The organism is Nocardia cerradoensis NBRC 101014 (genome assembly GCF_000308535.1).
In the GTDB taxonomy this organism is placed as follows: domain Bacteria; phylum Actinomycetota; class Actinomycetes; order Mycobacteriales; family Mycobacteriaceae; genus Nocardia; species Nocardia cerradoensis.
Map to the genome: position 1 here is coordinate 1 of NZ_BAFW01000369.1, position 25,710 is coordinate 25,710.

Here is a 25,710-nt window from a genome sequence, read left to right on the forward strand (position 1 = left end):
GATCGCGAGCGGCGCGGACACCGCCGCACCGATGCCGGCGCCGATGGCCGCACCGACGCCCGCGTCGACGACCGTCGCGGCGCATCGATCGGGATCGGCCGGAACCTGTGCGCAGAACGTCTCGACCGGATGCTGATCCTCGACGGGCAGCGCATCCGCGACCGGGGCCGGTGTGGCGGCCGCCGGCTCGACGGGGAGCGCGGCCGCGGTGTCGGCGGGTGGTGCGCCAGCCGTCACGGCCGGGGCCGAAGCGTCGACGGGCGCGTTCTGCGGCCCGGCGGTCGAATTGTCCTGGACCACAGGACCGTCTGCGGGCGGCAGCGGCAGCGGTACCGGGAACGGAATCAACCCCTGCACATCATGTGCCAGCGTTTGCCAGTCCACTGCCAGCGGCGGCACGACGGGCGCCTGTGCGGCGTCGACCGGGGCGAGAACGAGATCGCCGGGAGATGCGGCAGCCACTCCCGTACCTAAAATGACCGCGAGCGGCAACATGCCCGCAATCAACATCGGACGTGACATGCGCCGATGAGCAACCTTCGGCATTTCACACCTCCCGGGTGTATATCTCTGAGTTGTTCCCGACCCTCTCGCGTGCGTGTACGTTGCGGCTGAGGTAGTTTAAGCTCCCGCCGGTGCCGGACATCGGAGAAACGGCGAATTCGCGTGCTTCGATCGAATGACGATTTCCGGTTTCGAAACCTCGAATACGAGCTCCCGAGGCAGTCGACTACGCGGTTGGGCAAATTCACGGCAGTCCGCCGTCGGCACGCGGCGCATCCGCGCAGCCCAAGATGGAGCACGGCTGGGCATGCCGCTGATCAGCTGTTAGCCAGAGGTTGTCAGCCGCCGACCGTCGGGGCGCCGCCCACCGCGGCGGTCCCAGCCCGGGCACGGAAGAACGGCCGCTGAGCGGACGCGGACCGATCCACGGTTGGGCCTGCCCCGAAATTTCCTCCCGCTGCGGCGACCAGGCGTAGAAAGAGATGATGGGAAGGCAGGCAGCCGCCGTTGTCTATATGCTCGCACTGGTGGCCTTCGTGGTGAGCGTGGACGTCCTGTTCTTCAGGCACTATTTCCGGGAACGGCTGCTGGTGAATGTCGGGATCGTGCTGGTGTTCGCCGCGTTCTATCTCAGGTTCGTGCAGCGCTCGTGACGCGGCGGGCGATGTCGGAGCCGAACACCCTCGGCTCCTGGCCCAAGCGTCCGTAGCGGAGTTGCGAGTCGCCGAAAGCAGACGAAGGCCTGGGATACGCTGGCGCGCAGCGTATCCCAGGCCGGTTGTCCGTGTTCGCCGACTGCCGAGGCGAGTCGGCGTCAGGGTTGCGGTTGCGCGGTCCGCGACATTCCGGTGCCGCGGCGCGCGAACGGATTGCGCAGGCGCGGCTTCGCCGTGGCCGCCGGTTGGGCGGGCGCCGTCTTGGCGACGACCGGCTGGGCCGGCGGGGTCTTCGCGAGATCCTTACGTGTGGCTGTCATTTCGCGCCGCGAGTGCCGCAGTTCGCGGCGGATCTCCGCATGGCGACGCGCCGAGGCGAACGCCCCGGTGAGGGCGATGCCCAAGCCGAGCATGCCGACCGCGCCGAGGGCGGCGCCGGCGGCGAACAGCTCGTTCTGCGTGGGAGTGAAATGTGCGCCGAAGACGGTGAATTCGGTCGCCAGCACGTGCGTGTCGCCAGAATTGGCCAGCGCTGCGGCGATTCCGACCACCACTGCGGCGAACAGAATGATCAACCCGATGAATACAATCATGGCTACTACCGATTCTCAACATCGATGGACTGTTGTAGTTCGGAAATAACCGGCTTTCGGATCGTCAAACAACCGTCTCGGCACGACACTTCGAACACGCGACTCCGCGCGGCCCCCGGAACCGGCCGAGCTCAACCACTTTCGGATGAGGAAGGCGCAGAACGCGCCGAAGCCCGGCGGCCCGGCGCCCGCGACGAAGGTCCTCGACACAGCCTCATCCTCACAGCCTCGCGACACACTCTCGCTGCCACCGTCTCACCGGCGGCGAGGGATCCGAGCGCGACGGTCGGCCCCCGGGCTCGCGGGCGGAATCGCGACGCGAGTTTCGGCGATCCGTCGCGACAGACCACTGATCGGATATGCGAGAAAATCTCAAGCAATTCATCGGCAAATGCGAAATATTGCGAAACGCCTCCGGTGTCGGCATAAAACTCTACAGTCGATATGTCCAGCAGAGCCGGTCGCGGGTCTTGGAGGCTCGTATGGATCTGAACACCGTCGAGGACGTCATTCGCCGGCCCTCGGCCCGACCGGGTTCCGACTGGCACGCCGGAGACGCGTGGCTGGCCGGGGGGACGTGGTTGTTCTCCGAACCACAGCCCACCGTGCGCCGGCTCGTCGATCTCACCGCACTCTGCTGGCCCAGCCTGGTGCCCACCGACCAGGGCCTGGAAATCGGCGCGACGTGCACGATCAGGGAGTTGCACGAGTTCGCCCCGCCGCAGGACTGGTCCGCCGGCAGTCTGCTGCGTATCGGCTGCGAGGCGTTCCTGGCGTCGTTCAAGATATGGAACGCCGCCACCGTGGGCGGCAACATCTGCATGTCGCTGCCGGCCGGTCCGATGATCACCATGAGCGTGGCACTCGAGGCGACCTATCGCCTATGGGCGACGGACGGGACGGAACGAACGGTCGCGGCCGGGAATTTCGTCGGCGGCAATCACCTGAATGCGCTGGGGCCGGGCGAAATACTGCGCAGCATTCATATCCCTGCCGCCGCGTTACGGAAATCGTACGCACACCGGCGATTCACGCTGACCAAGCTGGGCCGGTCCACGATATTCATGGTCGCCACCCGAACGCCGGGCACCGACGACCTGACCCTCAGCATCACCGCGGCAACCGCGTATCCGATTGTCCTGCATTTCGATTCCGCACCCGACGCCGACACCGTGCGGGACCGTATCGACGCGATCCCGGCGGACGTATGGTTCGCCGACCCCAACGGCACACCGGAGCACCGCAGACACCTCGCCCGGCACTACGCCGAGGAACTCCGGGCCGAACTCGGAGGCGCGAGATGAGCTTCGTCGTCAACGGCAAGACGTTCTCCCAGCAGCCGGGGCCCGGTCAGTGCCTGCGGACCTTCCTGCGCCACCTCGGCTGGTTCGGGGTGAAGAAGGGCTGCGACGCCGGCGATTGCGGCGCCTGCACCGTCTGGCTGGACGGACGTCCCGTGCACAGTTGCATCACCCCGGCGTTCCGCGCCGACGGACACGAGGTGACCACGATCGAAGGGCTCGGAACGCCGGAGAATCCGCATCCGATGCAGCGGCAGTTCCGCGACGCCCCCGGATTCCAGTGCGGCTTCTGCACCGCCGGCATGATCATGACCGCGGCGGCCCTGACCGACGAACAGAAGCAGGACCTGCCACACGCGCTGAAGGGAAATCTCTGCCGTTGCACCGGCTATCGGGCCGTCGAGGACGCGATCAACGGCGTGTCCGCGATCGAGGTGGCCGAACCGGGCGCGGTGATCGGCACCAGCGTCGCCGCACCGGCCGCCACCGGCGTGGTGACCGGCCGCGCCGAGTACACGATGGATACCGCACCCGAGGGCATGCTCCATCTGAAGGTGCTGCACTCCCCCCATGCGCACGCGCGCATCGTCTCCGTCGACAAGTCCGCGGCGCTGGCCGTGCCGGGCGTACAACGCGTCTACACCTGGGAAGACGTGCCGCGCAAGCTGTTCACCACCGCCGTCCACACCGACCACCTCGTCGATCCCGACGACACCTACATCCTGGACAACGTCGTGCGGTTCGTCGGCCAGCGGGTCGTCGCGGTGCTCGCCGATTCGATCGCCGCGGCGGAAGAGGGCTGCCGCCGGGTCGTCGTCGAGTACGAGGTGCTGCCCGCGGTGTTCGACCCCGAGCAGGCGATGGGCTTCGGCGCGCCGCAACTACACGGCTCCGACGATCCGTTCGTCCAGGACCCGGCCCACAACGTCCTCATCGAACTACACGACGAAATCGGCGATACCGCAGCGGGTTTCGCCGCGGCCGACGTCGTGCACGAAGGCACTTACTTCTCGCCACGGGTGCAGCACGTCCATCTGGAAACGCACGGATCGATCGCCTGGATGGACGCGGGCCGGCTGCATGTGCGGACCAGTTCACAATCGCCCTGGGTCGCCAAGGGCAAACTGGCCCACCTGTTCGACCTACGCCCCGACCAGATCCGGGTCTTCTGCGAACGCGTCGGCGGCGGTTTCGGCGGCAAACAGGAGGTGCTCAGCGAAGACCTGGTGGCACTGGCAACCTTGGACACCGGTCGCCCGACCTGCCTCGAGTACACCCGTGAGGAGGAGTTCACCAGCGCCCCGACCCGGCATCCGATGAAGATCACGGTGAAGCTGGGAGCGCGCGCCGACGGCACCCTGACCGCGATCCACTTCCGCAACGTCTCCAACACCGGCGCGTACGGCAACCACGGCGGCGAGACGCTGTTCGCCGGGGGCTCGGCCGTCGCCGCCTACCGCTGCCCCAACAAGAAGTTCGACGGCTACGTGGTCTACACCAACACCCTGCCGAGTGGCGGATTGCGCGGCTACGGCATGACCCAGCCGGTCTTCGCGATGGAATCGGCGATGCACGAACTGGCCGTCGCGCTCGGCATGGACCCACTGGAACTGCGGCGCCGCAACATCGTTCGCCCGGGCGACGCGCTGCTGTCGATACACGACGAGGCCGACGATGTCGCCTTCACCGAGGACGGGCTGGGCGCGTGTATCGACCGCGTCGACGCCGCCCTGCGCGCGCATCCGGACGGGCAGGCGCTGGGCGCGGACTGGTCGATCGGCGTCGGCACCGCCGCCTCGATACACGAAACCGCACCGCCGACCGAACACATCTCGGTCGGGCTGGCCACCCTCGGCGACGACGGAATCTACGAGATCGCCGTGGGCACAGTCGAATTCGGTGAGGGCACCTCGACCGCGCACGTGCAGATCGCGGCGGCCGAGCTGGGAACCACCCCGGCGCGGATCCGGCTCGTCCAATCCGATACCGACAGAACCGGTTTCGACACCGGCGCCTTCGCGAGCGCGGGACTTTTCGTGGCCGGCAACGCCGTCGCGCGATCCGCGGCGGCGTTGCGCGACCGGATCCTGCGCTTCGCCGCCACCCACACCGGGGCCGCCCTGGAATCGTGCGCCATGGACGACGATGCCGTGCGCTGCGGTGACACCCGCGTCCCGCTGGCCGACCTCGCGATGGCCGCCCGGAGCCGGGGCGCGCGACTGACCGAATCGCGCAAGGCGTACGGCTCGCCGCGCAGCCTGTCCTGCAACGCACACGGATTCCGGATCGCGGTGCACCGCGTGACCGGGGAGATCCGGATCCTCTACAGCGTGCAGGCGATCGACGCCGGGGTGGTGATCAACCCGGAGCAGGTCCGCGGGCAGATCGAAGGCGGTGTGGTTCAGGGCGTCGGTTTCGTCCTCACCGAACACCATCTGATGACCAACGGCGTCGTCACCAATCCGACGCTGCGCAACTACCGCATCCCCACCTACGCCGACGCTCCCCGCACCGAGGTGCTCCTGGTCGGCTCGACCGATTCGGCGGGACCGGTGCGAGCCAAGGGCATCGCGGAATCCTGCGTCAATCCCGTGGCGCCCGCCCTGGCCAACGCGGTGCACGACGCGACCGGCATCCGCTACCGCGAGCTTCCGCTGACGCCCGACCGGATCTTCCCGGCGCTGCGGGCATCGCGGCTGACCTCGACCGGCTGAGCCGGGAGACCACGATGCCCCGCGAGACGCCGGATGGTCACGCCGCCACCGTCATCATCGGTGAGAAGGTTCGCCCCGGCTGTGAGGAGGCGTTTCTGGCCTGGCAGCACGGGCTCAACAGTATGGCGGCGCAGTATCCGGGATTCATCGCCGCGGAGATCGATCCGCCCGCGCACCCGCAGGCGCACTGGTCGCTGATCTACCGCTTCGACTCGATTCCGAATCTGCGCGCGTGGATCAACAGCGCCACCCGCCAGGACAGCCTCGCCGAGGGGCGACGCTATCTCGACGGCCCGCCCACCCAGCAGATCGTCACCGGCGCGGCCGCGCCACCCGACACCCTCGTCACCGCGGTGGTGACCCATCGAGTCGTTCCCGAGCAGATCGACGAGTTCCTGGCGTGGCAGGAACGACTTCGCCACGCGGAGAACGAGTTTCCCGGCTTCCGCGGATCGGAGATCTTCCGGCCGATCGAGGGCGTGCAGGACGAGTGGACGATGCTCTACCGCTACGACAGCGCCGCCGACCTGGATCGCTGGCTGACCTCCAGTGCGCGGCAGCGACTGCTCGACGAGGGAAAGCGGTTCAGCGACTTCCGATTACGCACGATCGACAACTCGTTCGGCAGCTGGTTCGCCTTCGACGAGGACGGTCCCGCACACGCACCGTCGCAGACGAAGACGTCGATCGCAGTGTGGGTCGGGTTGTATCCGACGGTCGTGCTGCTCTCGCTGGCGTTGGCGCCCGCGGGAATGCCGCTGTGGCTGGGCATGCTGATCGGAAATCTGTTGTCCAGCTTCGTCATGACGTTCGTGACGATGCCGCGCTACGTGAATCCGTTGCTCGAACGCTGGCTGCAGCCGGCCCCCGGGTCGCAGCGCAAGGCGATCGAGATTCGCGGCGCCGTGCTCATCACCGCCGTGATGGCGTTCTGGACGGTGCTGTTCTGGCTGGTGACCACCGTGTTCTGGCATCTGCCGTGACACCGGCCCACAACCGAGAAGGAGAAGTGACGACAATGACCGAATCCAACGGCAGCGCGGTCCCGGCCTTCATGCGCCCGGTGATCGCCGACGAGCCACCCGCCAGCGCCCGCACCGTCGCCGAACAGTCGGTGCTGGCACTGAACGCCGCCATGTTGCAGCTGTACGACACATCGCTGGAGAAGTTCAAACAGAACATGCTCGACCAGGTGCCCATCATCCTGGCGCTGTTCACCGGCGCGGGCGGGCAGATGATCCTGTACCGGCCCGGCCGGGAACCGGAAGTCGCACCGCCGGTGCCGATCGTCTACCAGCTCGCGAAGTCGGTGGGCCACAGCACCATGGCGATCTACGAGATCGTCGCACCGTACATCTCCAACGCGTATGCGAATCAACTGTGGCGTCCGCCGCTGGAGATGTACCGCGCACAGCACCGTACCGCCTTCGACAGCCTCGGCGCGCTGGAGATCTCCGACGAGGACCGCGCGGTGCTGCACGAGATCCTGCACCGCAATCTCACCTTCATGGACGAATGCCTCGACCGCGGCGGTTACAGCTACGACGACGTCGAAAAATTCATTCGCGACACCGAACCGTATTCGGCCCGGTCGATCGGCATCGGCTCGGGAGCTCAAGTCGGCCACTGGATGTCGGTGCTCGACGATTGGAAGGCGAGCCTCGGCGAGGACTGGGAGCGCACCTATGCGGTCAGCAACTCGCTCTACGTCGCTCGGCAGAACAACATCCTCTACAGCGTTCTCGTCCAATTCATGGGCACCGAGACGATGGGTGACCGGTTGCTGCTGGTCGAGACGACCGAATTCGAGACCACACCCGAGAAGCTGCTCGACGTGCTCGGCCGCATCGTCGCCGACCGCTCGCTGGGCATGGTGTTCTTCCGCGACTACTACCTGATGGACGTCGAACTGCTCGGCGGCGGCGGGCGCGCGGCCATCGAACGCGAAATGGCCGCGCGCGGAAGGGAACCGGTACTGCCGCCCCTGGCGCCGTTCCGTTCCGACGATTGGCCGTGGAAGACCGACCCCGCCAAGGGAACCGGCCCGGCGCGGCTGGAGGATGTCGGTTGCCCGATCCGCCCGGAGCCGGTCGGCTGATGCCGGAGGCGACGAGTTCCGCGGATTTCGCACAGCGTGCCGTCGACATCGCTCGCGACAGTGTCGCCGCGGGCGGACTGCCGTTCGGAACCGTGATCGTCAAGGACGGCGCGATTCTCGCCGAGGGCCGCAATTGTGTTGCCAGCACTCATGATCCGACCGATCACGCGGAGATTCACGCGATCCGTGAGGCATGCCGCACATTGGGTACCGAGTATCTGACCGGCTGCACGGTCTACGCCATCGCCCACCCGTGCCCGATGTGCCTGGCGGCGCTGTACCACTGCGCGCCCGACGAGGTCGTCTTCCTGGCCACGCGGGAGGAATGCGCGCCGTATATGGCGGGCGGGAAGGACAAGTACTTCGAACCGGCCACCTTCTACACCGAGTTCGCCAAGCCCTGGAATGAGCGGCGGCTGCCGATGCGTTATCTGCCGCGGGCCGATGCCGTGGCGGTATACAAGCTCTTCGGGGCACAGCACGGCGTTGTTTCTTTGTGACACAACGATATTCGCCGAGTGTCATGGCGTGTGGTCGTGATGGATCCGTCCTCCGAGTTCGGTCAGCGGGTGACCGGCGCCGCCGTGGGTGCGCATGATGATCTCGGCGACGATCGACACCGCCGTCTCCTGTGGGGTGCGAGCGCCCAGATCGAGACCGAGCGGACTGGCGAGCCGGCACAATTCGGTGTCGGTGACTCCGGCCACGCGCAACCGGCGCAGCCGATCGTCGTGGGTGCGCCGGGATCCCATCGCCCCGACGTAGCCGAGTGCCGGGAGGCGTAATGCCACCCGCAGCAACGGGACGTCGAATTTCGGGTCGTGGGTGAGAACGCAGACGACGGTCCGGCCGTCGAGGGTGTTCCGCTGCGCCTGTGCGGTGAGGTAGCGATCCGGCCAGTCCACGACGACCTCGTCCGCCGCCGGGAAACGGTCCGCGGTCGCGAATCTCGGGCGCGCGTCGCAGACCGTCACCCGGTAACCGAGCAGCGCGCCCTGCTGTGCCAGCGCGGCGGCGAAGTCGATGGCACCGAAGATCAGCAGCCGCGGGCGGGACGCGAAGGTGTTCACGAAGACGTCCGTGCCGGCCTCCAGCGGCGCGCAGCCGATCAGCTCGGCATGGTCGGCCGCGAGTAGTTCGCGAGCCCGCTCGGTCACGGCGGCGTCGGCGCGGGCGGATCCGAGCGAGCCGTGGACCGTATCCGGGGTGATGATCAGCCGCCGGCCCGGCCGCGCGCAGTCCGAATTCGCGACAACGGTGGCGGTCGCGACCGGGCGGTCCGCGGCGACCGCGGCGATCATCACCGGCAGGTGCGGGCACGTCGTCCGGGATATCGGCTCGGCGAAGATGTCGATCTCACCGCCACAGGTGAGCACGGTACCGAACAGTTCATCGGTATCGACTCCGTAGCTGTGCAACCGAGGCCTGCCGGTCCGCGCCACCTCGGCGGCCAGCTCGTAGACGGCCGCGTCCACGCAGCCGCCGGAGACCGATCCGGCCACGGTGCCGTCGGGGGCCACGACCATCGCCGCGCCCACCGGCCGCGGCGCCGATCCGCGGGTGCGGACCACCGTGGCGACACCGGCGGTGCCACCGGATCGCCAGACGGAGGTCAGCGCGGCCAGGACGTCGCGCACCGGCGTCCGAGCCCTTCGGTCGTGGCCGCGGCGTTCGCCTGCTGTAACCGCATCTTTGAATGATGCGCGTTCCCCGGCAGTCGCGCGGCCACAATGGGATGCCGAAAACGTGCTGTCGAGAATGCGCTCGCAGGCCGCGGCGAACGACCGCCTACGCCTGGCCGGCAGCTCGGCTCCCGGTATGCGCCCGTCACCGGCGTGCGCCGGACCATGGGGTCAGCTCCGGTGCCGATCCTCGACGGCGGACGAGGGTGTCGCCGGTCGCCCGGGCGGCAGCGGTGCCGCGGGCGGTGTCGGGCAGGCGTTTGGCGCCGAACAACACCACGACCACCAGTGCGATGATGAGCCAGTGGGTCGGACTCAACGAACCCATCGGAACCTCCGTTAGTGCGCCGGAGCCGCTCGGACGGTGACCGCCGGCCCGGCGGATTCCACCGGCGAGATCTCAGCGTCGCCGGCGTCGGTATTGGACGAGTTAATGATAACTTGCCAGGCCCATATAGAAAGCAAATTGCGCTTTCACCTGGCTTGATTGCGTTTTCCGGAGCTTCCGCAACATGTGAATGTGCAGTAACATACTCGCCGTTGCCGACGTGGTGATCACCGGGTCGGCAGCGACAGAGTCGAAGAGCCGGTCGCTGTGATGCGCACCGGAACGCAGGTGGAGGTTGCCATGGGTGTCGAGATTGCCGCGGCCCCGTCGTCCGTCGAGCAGCTGCCCGTCGAAGTGGGCGAGATCACCGGCCGGTGCCACGACGTTCTGGACGAATTGTCCTTCGGCGGAAGCTGTTCGGGCGCGGCCGCGCGACTTACCGCCGCCGCGGACCGCTGGGTCCGGTGCGGGCTGAGCCTCGAGACCGTTCAGCACACGGTGTTCGAGGCATTCCGGCTGCACCTGGGCACGCTGCAGACCTCCGGCGACGACGTCGAGACGGTCGTGACGTCGGTCGGTCGTGTGCTGGACGCCCTGGAGATCGTGACAACCGGTATCGCGGACGCGTATTCGGCAGCGGTTCCCGACGCGGCCGAGGACTACCGGCCGAGCAGCGATGCGGTGACCTCCGCGTTGCTCGGCGGCCGATCCGCCGCCGCGGCGGCCAGGGAATGCGGTGTGGAACTCGCCGACCGCTATCACGTGCTGGCGCTGTCGTTCCCGAGCGAGTCCGGCTGCGACAGCCCCGGTTCCGACGTTCCGGTCCGGGCGCGACGGACCATGCGCCGCGCCCGCGCCGTCCTGGAACGGATGAACAACGGCGCAGTGCTGTTCCAGTTGTCGCCGAGCGGCGGCACCGTGCTGGTCCCCTCTCCGATCGTCGGTTCCGACCGCTGTCTCGATCACGTCGTGCACACGCTGGCCGCGGCCACTCGGACACCGATCACCGCCACGGCGGTCCACGCCGCCCGGGCCGCTGTCCCCGCGGCGGCCACCCAAGCGCACGAGTTGCTCGACACCGTGCACGCGCTGCGATGCCGGCCCGGCCTCTACCGCATGCGCGACCTCGCCCTCGAATACCAGCTCACGCGACCGGGACCGGCGCTGGAAATCCTCGGCACCCTCCTCGACCCGCTCGACGACCATCCGGAACTGACCGAGACCCTGGTGCGCCACTGCGGTAACGAGCTGAACCGGCAGCGCACCGCACACGAGATGCGCGTGCACACCAATACGGTCGACTACCGGCTCAAACGTATCGGCCGGCTGATCGGAGTGGACCCGACCTCGCCATCCGGTCTGCTCCAGGTCCGGGCCGCGCTGGTCGCCCGCGCCTATCGCGCCCATATGCCGGCCCGGTGAACGCACCCGACGACAGCCGGCGCCGTACATACTGGTCACGTCACGGCAGAGGCGACGACGACCGTACCCGCGGCGTCGTCCACGACGAAAGTGGTTGGGTGCGCAGCGGATCGGCGAGTGACGAACTATCGGAAGACGATGGCCACCTGGGCGGTTCGACCGATCCGGCACCACCACCGTGGTCCTCGATCCCGCCCGGCGACCACGGCGTGCGCTTGGTCGTCTGCGATATGGACGGCACCCTGCTCACGAAGGCCGGGGCCGTGCCCGACACGTTCTGGCCGCTGCTCGAGGTGATGCGTTCGCGCGGAGTGACCTTCGTGCCGGCCAGCGGGCGGCAGTACGCGACGCTCGCCGCACTGTTCGAGCGGGCCGCGGACGAGGTGTCCTACATCGCCGAGAACGGTTGTCTGGTAGTCCATTCCGGCGTCACCGTGTCCGCGACCTGCCTCGACGTCGATATCGTGCGACAGGTCGTGCAGGCGGTGCGGGAAGCGCCCGCAGCCACTGAGCTCGGCTTGGTGGTGTGCGGCCTGGACAGTGCCTATATCGAGCGCACGGATCCGGCGTTCGTCGCCGAGGCGGCGAAGTACTACGCCCGCCTCGAGCGCGTCGACGATCTCACCGCGGTGACCGACAAGGTGCTGAAACTGGCGATCTACGACTTCACCGACGCCGAGCGAACAGCCGCGCACGTTTTCGGATCCATCGCCGCACGCGAGCAGGTCGTGGTGTCCGGTGAACACTGGATCGACATCATGAGCCGCGATGCGGACAAGGGTCGCGCGGTGCGGTCGCTGCAGGAGACACTCGGCATCCCGCCGGCCCGGACCGCGGTGTTCGGCGACTACCTCAACGACCTCGAGATGCTCGATGCCGCGCGGTGGTCGTTCGCGATGGCCAACGCTCACCCCGAGGTTCGCGCCCGCGCCCGCTACCTGGCACCCGCCGACGACGAGGACGGCGTCGTGACGGTGCTGTCGCGGTTGTTCGGCTCCTGAGCACCGGTCGTCACACCGCGCGCTCCGGCGCTCCGGCCATCCGCAGCACCGCGGCGGCCACCTGATCCGGGCATTCGGCCGGCACGATGTGCTCGGAGTCCGCGTCCTCGAACCGGCCGTTCACCCGATCCGCGAATCGGCGTTGGTATTCGCGGACGGTGTCGTGACGGCGAGCGTGCAACCGGTCGGCCCGCAGCGCGGAGATGACGACGACCTCGCCGCCCGGCGGCTGCGGCGGGTTGTCCCGGAACGGGCCGATACCGGTCGCGAAGGCATCGAATTCGCTTCGCGTGCTGGCGATGCCCGCGGGAGTGAAATCCTCCCGCAGCATGGTCTCGTAGGTGTCGGCCGGGAACATGCGGCCGTAGGACCCGGTCAGCGCCCGCATCACCGGTCGACAGCGAGCGAGCGACTGTTGCACCGCGAGAATACGATCCGTCCTCGCCGCCGTGGCCGCCCAGTCCGCGTAGAAGGGAGCCGCTTCCGGAGTCGGATCGACCAGCACCAACCCGATCGGTTGCGGCACAATACTTTCCGCGGCGCGACGCACGATCAGCCCGCCCATGCTGTGCCCGACGAGAATCAGCCGACGCGGCGCCAGCATCTCGGCCAGAGCGACCAAGGTGGCCGCCATCTCGTCGATATCTTGCGGCGGCCGCACCCGGGCACTGCGGCCGCGACAGGCCCGATCGTAGGTGGCGGTCCGCACGGTATCGCCGAGCAGGGACACCACCGGATCCCACAGTGTCCGCCCGGCGCCGGCGCCGGATTCGAAGAGTACGCAGGTCTGTCCCGCACCACGCTGCTCGACATATAACTCGATGCCGCGCACCCTCATTCGTTCGCCTGGCACGTCCCGCATTCCGGGCCCCTCTCCATCAATCCCAACTTTGGAAATGGTACCAACAATGGGATAGTTAAGCCATGGATCCTGCCGACCTCCTTCTGCATCCGGTGCGGTTGCGCATCGTGCACGCGCTGTCCGGGAACACGCCGCGAAACGCAGGCGAGTTGTGCGACCGCCTGCCCGAGGTTCCCCGGACGACGATCTACCGGCACCTCGGTCTGCTGGTGGACGGCGGCATCCTGGAGGTTGCCGATGAGCGACGGGTCCGCGGTGCGGTCGAGCGGTCCTATCGGCTGCGCGCCGACCGCCCCGCGATCGACGACAAGGCGGCCGCGGCCATGACCCTCGACGACCACCGCCGTGGTTTCGCCACCGCCATGGCCGTCCTGATCGCCGAATTCGACGCCTATCTCGACGAGCCCGGCGCCGATCCGGTCGCGGACTCGGTCGGCTATCGCCAAGGCACGCTGTGGCTTTCACCCGACGAACTGCACACGATGCTCGACGGTTTCCGCCGCGTCCTCACCTCGGTCGCCGGCAACGGACCCGGCCCGAATCGTCGCCCCTACCTGATCAGTCCGGTCATGTTTCCCGGTGCGCGAACGCCCGGCTGAGCCGGTCGCACCGCATTCGCCGTGCGTGCGGGATACCGACGTGCGAGGCTGAGCGACATGTCCGAACGTGCGGATATCTCACCGAATCTCACCGAACAGGGCCGCGGCCCGGCCATCGCGCGAGTCGCCACGGAATTGATCGCCTGGGTCGCGGCGCCGTGGGCGCTGGCGTCGTGGTCGGTGGCGGCGGCGGTGATCGCGGTGACCGTCTTGATCGGCGTGCCGTCGATCTTCGCGACCCGCGGTGACAAGAAACAGGTGCTCGTCGCCGTTCCGGGCTGGGCCACCATCGCGATGATGCTGGTGCTCGTCGCCGCGGCGGTGCTGGGCGCCTGGTTCGCCTGGCCGGCCTGGGTTGCCGTTCTCGTCACCGTGCTGGCGGTCGTGACGGTCGGCACCGAGCTGCCGCGCTGGCGGTGGCTGGCCCGGGCGCCCTGAGGCCGGATTCTCTCCCGATACGTTCTGTTTACGGCCGTCGAGGCCGGGTATCTGCGATTTGTTATCGAAGTACGGCCGAACGCGGCAGCGCCTGGATAACAAAAGGCAAAGGGAGAGTTTCACATGATTATTCTGGGAGTCATCCTCCTCGTTCTCGGGTTCGTTTTCAGCATCCCGATCCTCTGGACCCTGGGCATCATCGCCGTCGTCATCGGCGCGATTCTCGCCCTGCTCGGAGCGTTCGGACGTCCGGTCGCCGGCCGCGCGCATTATTACTAGCGGCAGCGAATTCCCTTCTCCGAAGCGCGTACTTCCCCCGTGTGGTGGAAGTGCGCGCTTCGCTGTTCGTCGGCGCGGGCGGCATCGTCCGGCACATCCGGGAACAAAACCCCGGTCGGGCATCCTTGGACGGTATACGCCGATCCAGAAGGAGACCCGTAGTGACCGAACTGCTTCCGCTCACCCCGGACGAATTGCTGACCACCACGCGTGCGGTGCGCCGCCGTCTGGATCTGACCCGGCCGGTGCCGCTGGACGTGATTCGTGAAGCACTGGAGGTGGCGCTGCAGGCACCGTCGGGAGGCAACCGGCAGCATTGGCACTGGATCGTGGTCACCGATCCGGCGATCAAGGCGCAGGTCGCCGAGCATTACCGGCGTTCACATCTGGCGTACCGGGAAGCCGGAGGCGAACCGGCTGACGAGAGCGCCGCCCGCATCGCCACGAGTTCCGATTATCTGCGTGAGGTGATGGCAGAGGTCCCGGTACTGGTGATCGGTGCGATCAGTACCGGTGGCAACGCGCTGCCGGAGAATCAGGCCGGACTGTGGGGGTCGCTGCTCCCGGCGGCGTGGAGCCTGGCGCTGGCATTGCGCGCACGCGGGCTCGGAACCACCTGGACGACACTGCATTTGCAGTACGAGCGCGAGGTGGCGGAGATTCTCGGTCTTCCCGACGACGTCCGCCAGGGTGTGCTGCTCCCGGTCGCCTACACCAAGGGCACCGACTTCCGGCCCGGCCCACGCGTGGATCTGGATTCGGTCCTGCACATCAACGGCTGGTGACTGCCGCCGGACGCGAATTGCCGAGCGGGACTGCCGGATCGGGACCTCCCGCCGGCACCCGGTCGGTCTCGTAGGCGGATAGGCACCGAACATGGCCCGCACCACGGGTTTCCGCCACCGGCGGGGCGGTCGGGGACGTTCGAAGCCGACGGGTTCCCGGATGCTGTGACACAACCCATACGCCGAGGGTGCGGAAACTGTTGTGGCGCTTCGGGTTCGGGGTAGGTCGACGGTAGTACCGATCGCGGAAGGAGAGAGCTCGTGAACGTTTCGATCACCGCTTCCCACCGTCGCCGCCGGGCCACGTCGAACGAACCCGAGGACGTCCGGTCGGCCGTCCTCGTCCTGATGGTCTGGGCCGCCTTGATCGTCGCGGCCGGTGTGTTGCTGATCTCGCTCTAGCCGGCGGGACCGGGCGCCGGCGTTTGCCGCCCGGCTGTCGAGGTAGTCCGCTACGAACCTCGAGAAAGGACGAATCCATGTCCCAACCGAATCATCCGCACGACGACGACACCGACGAACCGCGAGGTGGGCGGCCCGGACCGGTGGACGAGGGCGACAACGGCGGGATGGCGACCCGGGAGGTCGCCGACGACGTCGGCACCGAGGAGAACGCCCAGGAACCGCCCGACTGATCCGCCGCCGTCACGGCAGCTCGGTCAGGGACGGCCGGCGACGCCGGTCACCGATGCTCGCAGATGGTCGGCGAGCAGTCCGGCGACCCGGTCGGAGGCCTGTTCGGGCAGCCAATGCGAGCCGCCGTCGAGGGGCTCGTAGCGATACGGGCCGGTGACGTAACGGCCGCACGCCTGCGCCGCGGCCCGTGTGACGTAACGGTCTGCGGTACCCCAGCAGAACAGCGTCGGGACGTCGACGGCGCCGACCGGGCGGCGTAGCGCGAACGGAAGCCCCCGATACCAGTTGACCGGCCCGCGCATATCGCGTCGATGCCCCGCACGGCCCGCGTACCGGTTCGCGGACTGCGCGTCGAGTCCGGCGCGGACCAGAGCCTGCCGCATCGCCCGGCCACCCTGTGCGGAGAGCACGAGTTCCGGTAACCACGGCAGCTGACAGGCGGCCATGTACCACGACCGCAGGGCCTGGCTGCTCGTGACCATGGCTCGCGCGAAGGCCATGGGATGCGGCACCGACAGGGCGGTCAGCGAGATCAGCCGGTCGGGCCGCTCGGCGGCGACGGACCAGGCCAGCGCGGCACCCCAATCGTGGCCGACCAGATGAAAGCGCTCGGCACCGGCAGCGTCGGCCAGGGCATACACGTCACCGGTCATGCGCGCCGTGGCATACGCCGACCGCGCGGCCGGGCGCGCGCCCGGTGAGTAGCCCCGCAGATCCGGTGCCAGGACGCGATAGCCCGCCGCGGTGAGGGTCGTCGTGATCGCATCCCAGCAGTGGCGATCCTCCGGAAAGCCGTGCAGCAGCACCACGGTTTCCGGCGTTGCGCTGCCCGGGGGCGGTGGCGTGTCGGTGACGTCGAAGACGAATCCCGCGTGCGTGAACGTGTCCATGTCCGTTCCTTCCCCTGACTGTGCGCGACCAGGTCACCGCCGCGAGCACCGGCGCCGATCGACGCGGTGCCGACAGTAACGGGCCGCAGGGGCCGCGCTCATCCACCCGCGGACGGATTCCCCGACCGACCGGAGGACGAGGTCGGCGCGCGATGCGGAAGGTCACGACGCCTGTCGCCGATGCGCTTCCGCTCTCTCCCCCGCGTCGTCCTCGCCCCGGCCGTCGTCGTGCTCGTCGCCGGATTCGTCCTCGCCGGCGCCCGGAAAGAAGTGCCGCACGATGCGGTCGACGAGGAAGCCGAGAACGATCGCACAGGCGATGCCGATCACCGCGGCCAGCAGTGGCTGATCGCGCAGCCAGCGCCCGAAGGCACTGGCGATCGCCACCGAATACGCCGCCCAGCTGATGCCTCCGATCATCGTCAGCGGTACGAATTTCCGCCGCGGATATTCGGTCGCCCCCGCGGTCATGTTGACCGCGATGCGACCGACCGGGATATAGCGGCCGGTGATGACCAGCAGGGCCGCGCGTTTGTCGAGCATTCCGCGCGCCCAGTCGAATGCCCGCCGGATCTTCGGTTTGCGCATCCACGCGAATCGATCCGTGCCGATCGCGCGGCCGATCGTGTAGGCCAGGTTGTCGCCGATGATCGCCCCGATCGCGGCGGCGACGATCAGCAGCCAGACGGAGGGCTTCCCGGTCGAACTACCGATGGCGGCGAGTGCGGCGATCACCGATTCACTGGGGACCGGCGGGAAGAAGGCGTCGACGATGCAGACGCCCAGCAGCGCGAAGTACACCCACGGCGACCCGGCCGCGCCGGTGACGAGATCCTGCAGTTGGTTCATCCCATCGACACCCTTCCTGGTCTCCTGGCGAGTGCCCAGGATCGCGCCGCCGAACCCGATTCGGGCGAGGTCGCGCTCAGGTGGCGAGGGACCCGCTCATCGCCGCACAGCGGGCGTGGACGAACTCGACGATCTCGCCGGTCACCCGGCGGTGGACGGGTTCGTGCAGCAGATCGTGCCCGGCATCGGGGATTTCGACGGTCCGGCAGTCGAGGGCGCCGCTCGTCCACGCGCGAATCGGTGCCAGCGGCGCGCGCCGATCGTCGGCGCCGTGCAGCACCAGGGTAGGTACCGACGGTGTCGAGAAGCCTTGTGCCGGAGCCTGTTCCGGAGTGCCGAGCAGAACGACTCCGCAAATGTGCGCGACCGCCGCCGCATCGGAGGCCATCGCCACCACCGCGGTGCCCGCACCGAGGGAATGGCCGATCAGGACGAGCGGCAGGTGCGGGTGCGCGGCGTGGGCGAGGCCGGTCAAGGTCAGCGCGTCGGCGGCGAGATCGCCGATCGGGGCGACCGCGCCGAATTCGCCTTCACTGAGGCCGTGTCCGATCTGATCGATACCGAATACCGTTATGCCGCAACGGTTCAGCGCGCGTGAGAAGCGATGGTAGTCCGCGCTCTGCTGACCGAGACCGTGCAGCAGCACCGCGACCGCACGAGACGACTCCGCGGTCCACACCCGATAGTGGATCGCCCCGCTGACACCTTGAAAGAACCGCATCTCAGCCTCCTGACACCTTTAGGTTAGGCTAACCAATGTGATTGGGAGCACGCAGGGGACTCGGGTCGCACCGCACAGCCAGGGCACGGCGAGCACGGCGCCCACCCGCGACGGACGCCGGCTGTACTACATGCACCGACCGGGGCGCGACGACAACCGCTCGGCCCTGGTCGTTTTCGAGAGCGGACTCGCCTGCACCCGCTCCTACTGGGCAGCGGTGCAGCGCGAATTCGACGACTACGCGGCGACCGTGGTCTACGACCGCAGCGGTCTGGGCCGCAGCGCCCCCGACAACGCACCGCGCGGACTCCGACGCCTGGCCGACGACCTCGTCGATCTGCTCGATCACCTCACCGAACGCTTCGCCGCACCACGGTTCGTGCTGGTAGGCCACAGCTGGGGCGGTCCGATCGTGCGGGTCGCCACCGCGGACCGGCACGACCGGATCGCGGGCACGGTCCTGGTCGACCCCACCGACGAATTCTGCGACGACCTGTTCACCGCGGCGTCGCGGCGAGCGGCCCGAACCGGACAGCGGCTCAGCGCCGCACTCGCCCGGATCGGCGCACTGCGACTGGCCTACCGCGACACCCTCACCGCGCTACCCGCCGATGCCCGCGCCGACTTCCGCGCCGAAGGCTTCACAGCGGCGGCGATGCGTACCCGCGCCGCCGAACTGGCTTGCCACACAGTGGATCTCGAACAGTTGCGCGACGCCGGCCCCGACCGCCGGGATATCGCCGTCACGATCGTGTCCGCCGACTCCGCCTCCGCCGGTATCTCGGCCCGCTCGCGCGCCGCGATCAACGCCGCACACCGGCGGCGGGCGGCACGACCACACGGCCGGCATGTCATCGCCGAGCACTGTGGGCATATGGTGCCGACCCAGCGGCCCGGGCTGATCGCCGCCGAAATAGTCCGGATCATCGACGAATACGGACCGGAGCGGCGAATCGTCGGGTGACTTCCGGCAGTGGCGGGGTATGCGCGAATCAGGACGGGATCCGCCACGACAACCGGGCGCCGCAGGCCCGGTCGGAGGAGATGCCGATGGTTTCACACAGTGCCGCCGAAGCGTTGCCGGAATGGGAGGCCTTCGCCCGCGCCGTACAGGCGCGCCGGCCCGACGCGGGCACCTGGTGCGAGGGCTGGACCGTCCGCGATGTCCTGATCCACAACACCGGAAACGCCGCCGAACTCGCGCGGGTGCTCTCCGCCCACGCGGCGGGCAGTCCCGTGCCGACGCGCGGTTTCGAGGAGCGTGAGGCGCCCTATCGCGCCATGCCCGACGCCGAGTTGTGGGCGGCGTTCGTGGACCGGTGCGAACAACTCGTCGAGACCGCAGAGGTGATCGACACGCTGTCTCCGCTGGAGGCGATCGGCTGGACCGGGCGAACTGTCGCCCCGGACTTCTTCCTCGAGCACATGCGCCAGGAGATGGTGCTGCACCGCTGGGATATGACCGGCGACGACGCGACGGCGATCGATATGCTCATGCAGCCGTGGATAACTCGCCACAGCGTGCGCGATGTGGGTCCGCCCTTGCTCGCGCGCGGCAGCAGAGATATCGATTTCGGCCCCGAGGGCCGCATCGAGGGCAGACTGCGGGCGCCGGGCACCGACGACGTCCTGGTCGTCGCCGAGCCGGACGGCAACTCCATCGACTTGGCACCGCCGCAGGGACCGGCGACGGTGGAAAGCGATCCAGCCGTGCGCGCGCTGTTCCTGTGGGGTCGACGACCGGCCGACCCGACGCGCTGGCACAGTACCGCCGGTCCCGAGGAACTGGGCCGGCTCCGCGCGCTGCTCGGCGGGTATTGAGCCCACGACCACCGGCCGGGATTGCGGGCGGTCAGGCCGGGTAGTCCGCGAAGATGGGTGCCGCAACCGATGTCGCCGTGGTCGGAGCCGGAATCGTCGGCCTGGCCACCGCGCACGCACTACGCCGATCCGGGCTCTCGGTCACCGTGTACGAGTCGGGCCGGCCCGGCGGCGGCCAGTCGGCCGGTCAAGCCCGCATCTTCCGCCACGCGCACACCGATCCCCGGCTGGTCGAGATGGCGGTGGCGGCGCGGCGCGTCTGGCGCGACTGGGAAGGCGAATTCGGCACCGAACTGATCTCGCGGGACGGGGCGGTGGCGCTCGGGGCCGGCGTGGCCGACAAGCTGGAGATCCTGCGGCGAACACCCGGCATCGACGCCCGCGGCATCGGCGCCGAGGAGTTGGCAACCCGGCTGCCACCGCTGGCCGGCTACGACGGACCGGCCATGCTGGACGCGACCGGCGGCTCCATCCGCACCGTCGCCGCGATCGACGCGCTCACCGAACGATTGCGCGATTCGCTCGTCACCGACCACGTCCTCACCCTGCGGCACACCGCGGCCGGAACCGTCGAAATACGCACCGGCACAACCTGTTCGGACTTCGGCAATGTCGTCGTGTGCGCGGGCCGCGGCACCGCGCCGCTGGCCGGCACCCTCGGCCTCGCCCTGCCGGTGCAGGTGTCCGCACACGTCCGGGTGACCTTCCGCCCGCGATCGGCGCCGCCCGCCACCCTGGCCACCCTGCAGGACAGCAGCGGCGAATTCGGCGAAACCGGCATCTATGCCGCCGCGTACCCCGGCAACACCCATTACGCGCTCGGACTCAGCGATTCCGTGCCCAGCAACGACGGCGGCTCGGTCGATCCCACGGCGCTGGCCGGGCTGGCCGAACGCGCCGCGGGCTACGTCGACCGCGCACTACCCGGACTCGCACCCGAACCCGAGGGCTATGTGCACTGCTGGGTGACCCGGCTGCCGTGGGGTGAGGACGCGCCGGCCGCCTGGCAGGACGGCGGCGCCACCTTCCTCGCCGGGCACAATCTGTTCAAATTGGCCCCGGTCCTGGGCGCCACGCTCGCAGACAGCATCACCACCGGACACCCCGCCGCCACCCTGGACCCGTCGCGGCGGCTCGGGGATCCCGCCGCCGACCGGTAGGACGCCGCCCCGGCACTACCGTCGAAAGTACTTAAGCGCGACAGATTCCCCGTCGCCCGGAACTCCATAACTTTGTGGTCGGAACGTCACCACCACGAAGGAGAATCCCGTGAGCGACATCAACGACCTGGTCGAACGCTACCTCGCCGTCTGGAACGAGACCGATCCCGCCGCCCGCGCCGCGCAGATCGCCGACCTGCTCACCGACGACGCCGAATACACCGATCCGCTGGTGTCGGTGCGCGGCCACGCCGGACTCGACGCGGCCGTCGCCGCCGTCCAGCAGCAGTTCGCCGGACTGGAATTCACCCTCGGCGGCCCGATCGACAGCCACCACGGCATCGCCCGCTTCACCTGGCATCTGGGCCGGCCGGGCGAGGAGCCGCTGGTGATCGGTTTCGACGTAGCCGCGCTCGGCGACGACGGCCGCATCCGCCAGATCCTCGGCTTCCTCGACAAGGTGCCCACCGGCGCCTGATCCCCCTTCCGCCACCCGACACTCACCCCGCAAAGGACCGGTCATGTACTTCACCACCACCGACGGAACCACCCTCGCCTACGAGGATTACGGCACGGGCGAAACGATCGTCTTCGTCGCCGGCGCCATGCTCAACACCGAGATGTGGGAGTACCAGATTCCGTACTTCACCGAGCGCGGCTACCGCTGCATCGCCCTGGACCGCCGCGGCCACGGCCGCTCGGACCGCCCGTCCACCGGCTACGACATCGACACCACCGCCGACGATCTCGGCGCCCTGCTCGATCATCTCGACCTGCGCGGCGCCACCCTGGTCGGCCACTCCACCGGCGGCGCGGAGATCGCCCGGTATCTGGCCCGCCACGGTGAAAGCCGTGTTGCCCGAGTGGTTTTCCTCGCGGCAATCCTGCCCTTCATGAAGGCCACCGACGACAATCCCGGCGGCATCCCGGAGGCCATGCTCGACGCGCTGGTGGCCAGCATCCGCACCGACCGCGGCCGGTGGCTGGCCCGCCAGTCGCAGATCTACTTCAACAGCCACCTCAATCCGGACGTCTCCCCCGAACACATCGACATCACCTACCGTCAGTGCCTGTCGACCGCGCCGTGGGCGACGCTGCACATGCAACAGGCGGTCTTCCACTGCGACAACCGGGAAGCGTTGCGCGGCATCACCGTTCCCACGCTGATCGTGCACGGCGCCCTGGACTTCTCCGCACCCGCCGAGGTCACCGGCCGGCGCACCGCCGAGCTGATGCCGCAGGCCGTCTACAAGGAGTACCCGACCGCCGGTCACGGTCTGTACACCTCGCATGCCGCCGAGTTCAACGACGATCTCCTGGAATTCGTCAAGGCCTGAGCGAATCTTCCTGTCCCGCAGCATGATCCCCGAGGAACACCCATGTCCACACCCACCCTGCTCACCCATGGCACCCGCCCGGCGAGCACACCGCCCGCACGGGCCACCCTGCTCGTCCTGCTGGCCGGAATCTTCATGGCCACACTCGACTTCTTCATCGTCAACGTCGCCATCCCCGACACCCAGGCCGATCTGCACGCGAGCAGCGCCACCATGCAGTGGGTGGTCGCCGGCTACGGCCTCGCGGTCGCGGCCGGATTGATCACCGGTGGGCGGCTCGGCGACCTCTACGGCCGCCGCCGGCTCTACGGCCTCGGCATGGCGGTGTTCACCCTCGCCTCCCTGGCCTGCGCGCTGGCCGGCGACGCCGCCGAACTGGTCGTCGCCCGGATCGCCCAGGGGGCCGGGATGGCACTGCTGATGCCGCAGGTCCTGGGCATCATCAGCGTGGTGTTCACCGGCACGCGCCGGGTGCGCGCCTTCGCCGCCTACGGACTGGCCATGGGCCTGGCCGCGGTCTTCGGCCAGCTCATCGGCGGGCTGTTGATCCAGGCCGATCTGTTCGGCCTCGGCTGGCGCACCATCTTCTGGATCAACGTGCCGGTGGGTGCGCTCACCCTCGCCGTGCTGGCACGGCTGGTCCCCGAATCCCGCGGAGACGGCGGGACCCGGCTGGACCGGCTCGGCGTCGGCCTGATCGCAACCGCGCTGGCGGCGGTGGTGTTGCCGCTGATCCAGGGCCGGGAGCAGGGCTGGCCGCTGTGGACCTGGCTCTCTCTGGCCACCGCCGCCGTGCTGATCGCCGCGTTCGTCACCGCCGCGCGGCGTTCGGCGGCCCGCGGCGGCGAGCCGCTGGTGAATCCCGCGCTGTTCGCCGAACGCTCGTTCGCGGTCGGTTCGACGATCGCGCTGAGCTACCAGATGACCATGGGATCGTTCTTCCTGTTCCTGGCGCTGTATCTGCAACAGGGACGCGGCCTGTCGGCCCTGGGGTCGGGCCTGCTGTTCCTCGCGCTGGGCGGGGCCTACCTGCTGACCTCGATGCTGTCGCAGCGGGCCGCCGCCCGGCTCGGCCGGCAGGTCGTCGCGGCCGGGGCAGTGTTGCAGGCCGGTGGATATCTGCTGCTCGCGCTCACCGTGCACGAACTCGGCGCCGACGGCTCGGTGCTCGACCTGCTGCCGGGGATGATCGTCGCGGGAGCGGGAATGGGTCTGGCACTGGTGCCGATGCCGGGCATCGTGCTGGCAGGAGTGACACCGCGGCACGCCGCCGCCGCGGGAGGCGTGCTGGCCACCGCGCAGCAGGTCGGCGGCGCGATCGGGATCGCGGTGGTCGGCATCGTCTTCTACGACCGGCTCGCAGCGGCCGGCGGATTCGCGTCCGCGTTCGTCGCGAGCCTGGTGCCGATGGCGCTGCTGTGCCTGCTCACCGCGGCGCTGGTGCAACTGCTCCCCGCCCCACGCATCCGGAAGTAGAAGATCGGAGCCCCGGTGGTCACCACCGGGGCTCCGGCATGTCCGCGGTTGTCAATGCAGTTTATCCGCAATGGTTTTCAGCTCGCCACGCGAGGTCACTCCGAGTTTCGGATACGCCTTGTAGAGGTGGTAGCCGACGGTGCGGTGACTGAGGAACAGCTGGGCGGCGATATCGCGATTGGACAGTCCCTGGGCGGCGAGGCGAGCGATCTGCAATTCCTGCGGGGTGAGCCCGGTGACCGCCGCACCCGACCGCGAACCCGATTGTCCGCCAGGCACGCTCGGCGCGGCACCGGTCGCGACGAGTTCGCTGCGGGCACGTTCGGCCCAGGGGCGCATGCCGATGCGGTCGAACATGTCCAGCGCCTCGGTCAGCACCGTTCGCGCCTCGCTCTTGCGGCGGGCCCGGCGCAGCCACTCGCCGTAGAGTTGCGCGGTGCGGGCGTATTCCACCGGACGGGCCTCACGGTCGTGCAGCGTCAGCGCCCGCGTGTAGTGGGTCTCGGCGCTGTCGTCGTCGGACAGCAGTGCGCGACACCGCAATACGAGTGCTTCGGCCCACGGCTGCCGCACCGCGGTGGCCCAGTCGGCGAGCCGATCGGCGTGAGGTCCGGCGCGGTCGGCGGCGCCGACCCGTACCGCCGCCTCGACCAGATCGGGGATCGAACGCATCGCGCACAAATGATGGCGCAGCGGGTCCCGGGTCAGCCGCTCGAAACGCGACAGCGCCGCTTCGGCCCGGCCCGAACCGAGTTCGAGCAACCCCAGCGACCAATGCGCCCACGCCGCACCGGGAGAGACGGATCCGGGCGTGCTGTCGGCGAGTCCGGCCTCGGCGTAGTGCCGGCACCGGTCCTCGTCGCCCTCGGCGGCATGGATATGCGCGAGAACGCTGCTGAGCTGGCTGACCCATTGGCGCTGGCCCAGATCCGCGGCCAGACTCAGTGCCTCGGCCGCGGTGGTTCGCGCATCGCGCAGACGACCGGTGAAGATCTCCACCTCGGCGGCGAAGAACAGGGTGGTGGGCAGCCGGCCGGCGGCACCGGCGCCGCGATACTCCCGGCTCAGCGCCTCCGCGGGCCCGTAGACGTCGGCGTCCTGGCCGCTGGCCATCGCCACGCCACACAGCATCAGCCGTACCTGATCCGGTACCGGGCCCCGCCGCGCGGACTCTTCCAATGTCCGGGTCAATTCCGGTGGTGCGCCCGCGGTGTCGCGGCGATCCAGGACGCTCGCCATATAGGTCACGACCGGGTGCAGCGGGTCGGTGTCGGCGAGTGGCACCGCTGTCAACTGCGCCACGCAGTCGCGGACATGCTGTTCGCCGAGATACCAGCCGGTGTGCAGGGCCTGGATCAGCATCGTCGCCGCCAGCGCGGGATCGCGGTCGGCGACCTGCGCGGCGCCGGCGCGCAGCAGCGCGTCCGCTTCGGCGAACCGGCCCTGCCAGAAGTGGGCGAGCCCTTCGACGTGCGCGACCCGAGCCCGCAATTGCGCTGTCGCACCGGCTCTTCCGGCCACCCGGCGCGCGAGTCCCGCGGCCCGTTCCAGATCGCCC

General features: G+C 68.9%; 27 protein-coding genes and 2 pseudogenes. 20 read left to right on the plus strand and 9 right to left on the minus strand.

Annotation, left to right across the window (positions count from 1 at the left end; genetic code table 11):
* Nucleotides 1-462 (minus strand): annotated as a pseudogene (locus ON23_RS31510) (hypothetical protein); the annotation flags it as partial.
* Between the two features lie 527 nt (nt 463-989).
* On the opposite strand from ON23_RS31510, the gene ON23_RS38615 reads away from it, so the two are divergent.
* On the plus strand, nt 990-1,157 hold the full coding sequence (locus tag ON23_RS38615; RefSeq protein WP_167331912.1) for a hypothetical protein: 168 nt from the start codon (nt 990-992) through the stop codon (nt 1,155-1,157).
* 161 nt (nt 1,158-1,318) lie between these two features.
* Here ON23_RS38615 and ON23_RS36310 read toward each other — a convergent pair whose 3' ends face one another.
* Nucleotides 1,319-1,753 (minus strand): hypothetical protein, encoded by a 435-nt coding sequence (locus tag ON23_RS36310; RefSeq protein ID WP_051043614.1) that lies wholly within the window; start codon nt 1,751-1,753, stop codon nt 1,319-1,321.
* 482 nt (nt 1,754-2,235) lie between these two features.
* Here ON23_RS36310 and ON23_RS31520 point away from each other — a divergent pair, with 482 nt between their 5' ends.
* Genes ON23_RS31520 through ON23_RS31540 form a run of 5 tightly spaced genes read left to right on the plus strand, consistent with a single transcriptional unit; the run spans nt 2,236 to nt 8,366 of the window.
* On the plus strand, nt 2,236-3,057 hold the full coding sequence (locus tag ON23_RS31520; protein WP_039782853.1) for an FAD binding domain-containing protein: 822 nt from the start codon (nt 2,236-2,238) through the stop codon (nt 3,055-3,057).
* Nucleotides 3,054-5,768, plus strand: coding sequence for a molybdopterin-dependent oxidoreductase (locus ON23_RS31525; protein ID WP_039782841.1), 2,715 nt, complete (start codon nt 3,054-3,056; stop codon nt 5,766-5,768). The genes ON23_RS31520 and ON23_RS31525 overlap by 4 nt, the downstream gene beginning before the upstream one ends.
* Nucleotides 5,769-5,782: 14 nt before the next feature.
* The gene (locus tag ON23_RS31530; RefSeq protein ID WP_039782842.1) at nt 5,783-6,751 is read left to right on the plus strand and encodes an antibiotic biosynthesis monooxygenase; all 969 of its coding nucleotides are present in this window, start codon (nt 5,783-5,785) and stop codon (nt 6,749-6,751) included.
* A 35-nt stretch (nt 6,752-6,786) separates the two neighbouring features.
* Nucleotides 6,787-7,866 (plus strand): hypothetical protein, encoded by a 1,080-nt coding sequence (locus tag ON23_RS31535; protein ID WP_039782843.1) that lies wholly within the window; start codon nt 6,787-6,789, stop codon nt 7,864-7,866.
* Nucleotides 7,866-8,366: a nucleoside deaminase gene (locus ON23_RS31540; protein WP_039782854.1), complete on the plus strand. Its 501-nt coding sequence runs from the start codon at nt 7,866-7,868 to the stop codon at nt 8,364-8,366. The genes ON23_RS31535 and ON23_RS31540 overlap by 1 nt, the downstream gene beginning before the upstream one ends.
* A gap of 21 nt (nt 8,367-8,387) precedes the next feature.
* On the opposite strand, the gene ON23_RS31545 is transcribed toward ON23_RS31540, so the two are convergent.
* Together ON23_RS31545 and ON23_RS39905 are read right to left on the minus strand one after the other, a co-directional pair.
* Nucleotides 8,388-9,503, minus strand: a complete 1,116-nt coding sequence (locus tag ON23_RS31545; protein WP_039782844.1) for an XdhC family protein — start codon at nt 9,501-9,503, stop codon at nt 8,388-8,390.
* 280 nt (nt 9,504-9,783) lie between these two features.
* A pseudogene (locus ON23_RS39905) lies at nt 9,784-9,876 on the minus strand (twin-arginine translocase TatA/TatE family subunit); the annotation flags it as partial.
* A gap of 300 nt (nt 9,877-10,176) precedes the next feature.
* Between ON23_RS39905 and ON23_RS31555 the strand changes: the two are divergent.
* Together ON23_RS31555 and ON23_RS31560 are read left to right on the plus strand one after the other, a co-directional pair.
* Nucleotides 10,177-11,298: a PucR family transcriptional regulator gene (locus tag ON23_RS31555; RefSeq protein WP_063821375.1), complete on the plus strand. Its 1,122-nt coding sequence runs from the start codon at nt 10,177-10,179 to the stop codon at nt 11,296-11,298.
* A gap of 98 nt (nt 11,299-11,396) precedes the next feature.
* Nucleotides 11,397-12,299 carry an HAD family hydrolase gene (locus tag ON23_RS31560; protein WP_245556236.1) on the plus strand — a complete coding sequence of 301 codons (903 nt, stop codon included), beginning with the start codon at nt 11,397-11,399 and terminating at the stop codon, nt 12,297-12,299.
* Between the two features lie 10 nt (nt 12,300-12,309).
* Here ON23_RS31560 and ON23_RS36315 read toward each other — a convergent pair whose 3' ends face one another.
* A complete protein-coding gene (locus ON23_RS36315; protein WP_051043616.1) occupies nt 12,310-13,131 on the minus strand; it encodes an alpha/beta fold hydrolase in 822 nt (273 codons plus the stop codon).
* A gap of 92 nt (nt 13,132-13,223) precedes the next feature.
* Here ON23_RS36315 and ON23_RS31570 point away from each other — a divergent pair, with 92 nt between their 5' ends.
* The 6 genes from ON23_RS31570 (at nt 13,224) to ON23_RS38625 (ending at nt 15,897) form a co-directional block, all read left to right on the plus strand.
* A complete protein-coding gene (locus ON23_RS31570; RefSeq protein WP_039782846.1) occupies nt 13,224-13,760 on the plus strand; it encodes a helix-turn-helix domain-containing protein in 537 nt (178 codons plus the stop codon).
* 57 nt (nt 13,761-13,817) lie between these two features.
* Nucleotides 13,818-14,198: a hypothetical protein gene (locus ON23_RS31575; protein WP_174376536.1), complete on the plus strand. Its 381-nt coding sequence runs from the start codon at nt 13,818-13,820 to the stop codon at nt 14,196-14,198.
* A gap of 123 nt (nt 14,199-14,321) precedes the next feature.
* Nucleotides 14,322-14,477 (plus strand): DUF6131 family protein, encoded by a 156-nt coding sequence (locus ON23_RS38620; RefSeq protein ID WP_086007020.1) that lies wholly within the window; start codon nt 14,322-14,324, stop codon nt 14,475-14,477.
* A 161-nt stretch (nt 14,478-14,638) separates the two neighbouring features.
* Complete coding sequence (locus tag ON23_RS31580; RefSeq protein WP_039782847.1) at nt 14,639-15,262, plus strand: nitroreductase family protein; 624 nt, start codon at nt 14,639-14,641, stop codon at nt 15,260-15,262.
* A 261-nt stretch (nt 15,263-15,523) separates the two neighbouring features.
* Nucleotides 15,524-15,664, plus strand: coding sequence for a hypothetical protein (locus ON23_RS38260; protein ID WP_157170349.1), 141 nt, complete (start codon nt 15,524-15,526; stop codon nt 15,662-15,664).
* A 77-nt stretch (nt 15,665-15,741) separates the two neighbouring features.
* Nucleotides 15,742-15,897 (plus strand): hypothetical protein, encoded by a 156-nt coding sequence (locus ON23_RS38625; protein WP_167331913.1) that lies wholly within the window; start codon nt 15,742-15,744, stop codon nt 15,895-15,897.
* Nucleotides 15,898-15,921: 24 nt separating this feature from the next.
* On the opposite strand, the gene ON23_RS31585 is transcribed toward ON23_RS38625, so the two are convergent.
* The 3 genes from ON23_RS31585 to ON23_RS31595 form a co-directional block, all read right to left on the minus strand.
* Nucleotides 15,922-16,788, minus strand: a complete 867-nt coding sequence (locus ON23_RS31585) for an alpha/beta fold hydrolase (RefSeq protein ID WP_039782848.1) — start codon at nt 16,786-16,788, stop codon at nt 15,922-15,924.
* Between the two features lie 162 nt (nt 16,789-16,950).
* The gene (locus ON23_RS31590; RefSeq protein ID WP_063821372.1) at nt 16,951-17,637 is read right to left on the minus strand and encodes a DedA family protein; all 687 of its coding nucleotides are present in this window, start codon (nt 17,635-17,637) and stop codon (nt 16,951-16,953) included.
* 76 nt (nt 17,638-17,713) lie between these two features.
* Complete coding sequence (locus ON23_RS31595) at nt 17,714-18,358, minus strand: alpha/beta hydrolase (RefSeq protein ID WP_051043617.1); 645 nt, start codon at nt 18,356-18,358, stop codon at nt 17,714-17,716.
* A gap of 37 nt (nt 18,359-18,395) precedes the next feature.
* On the opposite strand from ON23_RS31595, the gene ON23_RS31600 reads away from it, so the two are divergent.
* From ON23_RS31600 to ON23_RS31625, 6 genes are all read left to right on the plus strand, one after another.
* Nucleotides 18,396-19,322 carry an alpha/beta fold hydrolase gene (locus tag ON23_RS31600; RefSeq protein ID WP_051043618.1) on the plus strand — a complete coding sequence of 309 codons (927 nt, stop codon included), beginning with the start codon at nt 18,396-18,398 and terminating at the stop codon, nt 19,320-19,322.
* Nucleotides 19,323-19,408: 86 nt separating this feature from the next.
* Complete coding sequence (locus tag ON23_RS31605) at nt 19,409-20,179, plus strand: maleylpyruvate isomerase N-terminal domain-containing protein (RefSeq protein WP_039782862.1); 771 nt, start codon at nt 19,409-19,411, stop codon at nt 20,177-20,179.
* 53 nt (nt 20,180-20,232) lie between these two features.
* The gene (locus ON23_RS31610; protein ID WP_039782849.1) at nt 20,233-21,339 is read left to right on the plus strand and encodes an NAD(P)/FAD-dependent oxidoreductase; all 1,107 of its coding nucleotides are present in this window, start codon (nt 20,233-20,235) and stop codon (nt 21,337-21,339) included.
* A 109-nt stretch (nt 21,340-21,448) separates the two neighbouring features.
* Nucleotides 21,449-21,817 (plus strand): nuclear transport factor 2 family protein, encoded by a 369-nt coding sequence (locus ON23_RS31615; protein ID WP_036507740.1) that lies wholly within the window; start codon nt 21,449-21,451, stop codon nt 21,815-21,817.
* A 43-nt stretch (nt 21,818-21,860) separates the two neighbouring features.
* Nucleotides 21,861-22,676, plus strand: coding sequence for an alpha/beta fold hydrolase (locus tag ON23_RS31620; RefSeq protein ID WP_039782850.1), 816 nt, complete (start codon nt 21,861-21,863; stop codon nt 22,674-22,676).
* Between the two features lie 42 nt (nt 22,677-22,718).
* Nucleotides 22,719-24,152, plus strand: a complete 1,434-nt coding sequence (locus ON23_RS31625) for an MFS transporter (RefSeq protein WP_039782851.1) — start codon at nt 22,719-22,721, stop codon at nt 24,150-24,152.
* Nucleotides 24,153-24,203: 51 nt separating this feature from the next.
* Here ON23_RS31625 and ON23_RS31630 read toward each other — a convergent pair.
* Nucleotides 24,204-25,710: helix-turn-helix domain-containing protein (locus tag ON23_RS31630; RefSeq protein WP_218001136.1), on the minus strand; the 1,507-nt coding region annotated here is incomplete at its 5' end.

Coding starts and splice junctions, on each gene's coding strand:
- ON23_RS38615 (WP_167331912.1), top strand. CDS start 990: ATGGGAAGGCAGGCAGCCGCCGTTGTCTATATGCTCGCACTGGTGGCC.
- ON23_RS36310 (WP_051043614.1), bottom strand. CDS start 1,753: ATGATTGTATTCATCGGGTTGATCATTCTGTTCGCCGCAGTGGTGGTC.
- ON23_RS31520 (WP_039782853.1), top strand. CDS start 2,236: ATGGATCTGAACACCGTCGAGGACGTCATTCGCCGGCCCTCGGCCCGA.
- ON23_RS31525 (WP_039782841.1), top strand. CDS start 3,054: ATGAGCTTCGTCGTCAACGGCAAGACGTTCTCCCAGCAGCCGGGGCCC.
- ON23_RS31530 (WP_039782842.1), top strand. CDS start 5,783: ATGCCCCGCGAGACGCCGGATGGTCACGCCGCCACCGTCATCATCGGT.
- ON23_RS31535 (WP_039782843.1), top strand. CDS start 6,787: ATGACCGAATCCAACGGCAGCGCGGTCCCGGCCTTCATGCGCCCGGTG.
- ON23_RS31540 (WP_039782854.1), top strand. CDS start 7,866: ATGCCGGAGGCGACGAGTTCCGCGGATTTCGCACAGCGTGCCGTCGAC.
- ON23_RS31555 (WP_063821375.1), top strand. CDS start 10,177: ATGGGTGTCGAGATTGCCGCGGCCCCGTCGTCCGTCGAGCAGCTGCCC.
- ON23_RS31570 (WP_039782846.1), top strand. CDS start 13,224: ATGGATCCTGCCGACCTCCTTCTGCATCCGGTGCGGTTGCGCATCGTG.
- ON23_RS31575 (WP_174376536.1), top strand. CDS start 13,818: ATGTCCGAACGTGCGGATATCTCACCGAATCTCACCGAACAGGGCCGC.
- ON23_RS38620 (WP_086007020.1), top strand. CDS start 14,322: ATGATTATTCTGGGAGTCATCCTCCTCGTTCTCGGGTTCGTTTTCAGC.
- ON23_RS38625 (WP_167331913.1), top strand. CDS start 15,742: ATGTCCCAACCGAATCATCCGCACGACGACGACACCGACGAACCGCGA.
- ON23_RS31585 (WP_039782848.1), bottom strand. CDS start 16,788: ATGGACACGTTCACGCACGCGGGATTCGTCTTCGACGTCACCGACACG.
- ON23_RS31590 (WP_063821372.1), bottom strand. CDS start 17,637: ATGAACCAACTGCAGGATCTCGTCACCGGCGCGGCCGGGTCGCCGTGG.
- ON23_RS31595 (WP_051043617.1), bottom strand. CDS start 18,358: ATGCGGTTCTTTCAAGGTGTCAGCGGGGCGATCCACTATCGGGTGTGG.
- ON23_RS31605 (WP_039782862.1), top strand. CDS start 19,409: ATGGTTTCACACAGTGCCGCCGAAGCGTTGCCGGAATGGGAGGCCTTC.
- ON23_RS31610 (WP_039782849.1), top strand. CDS start 20,233: ATGGGTGCCGCAACCGATGTCGCCGTGGTCGGAGCCGGAATCGTCGGC.
- ON23_RS31620 (WP_039782850.1), top strand. CDS start 21,861: ATGTACTTCACCACCACCGACGGAACCACCCTCGCCTACGAGGATTAC.
- ON23_RS31625 (WP_039782851.1), top strand. CDS start 22,719: ATGTCCACACCCACCCTGCTCACCCATGGCACCCGCCCGGCGAGCACA.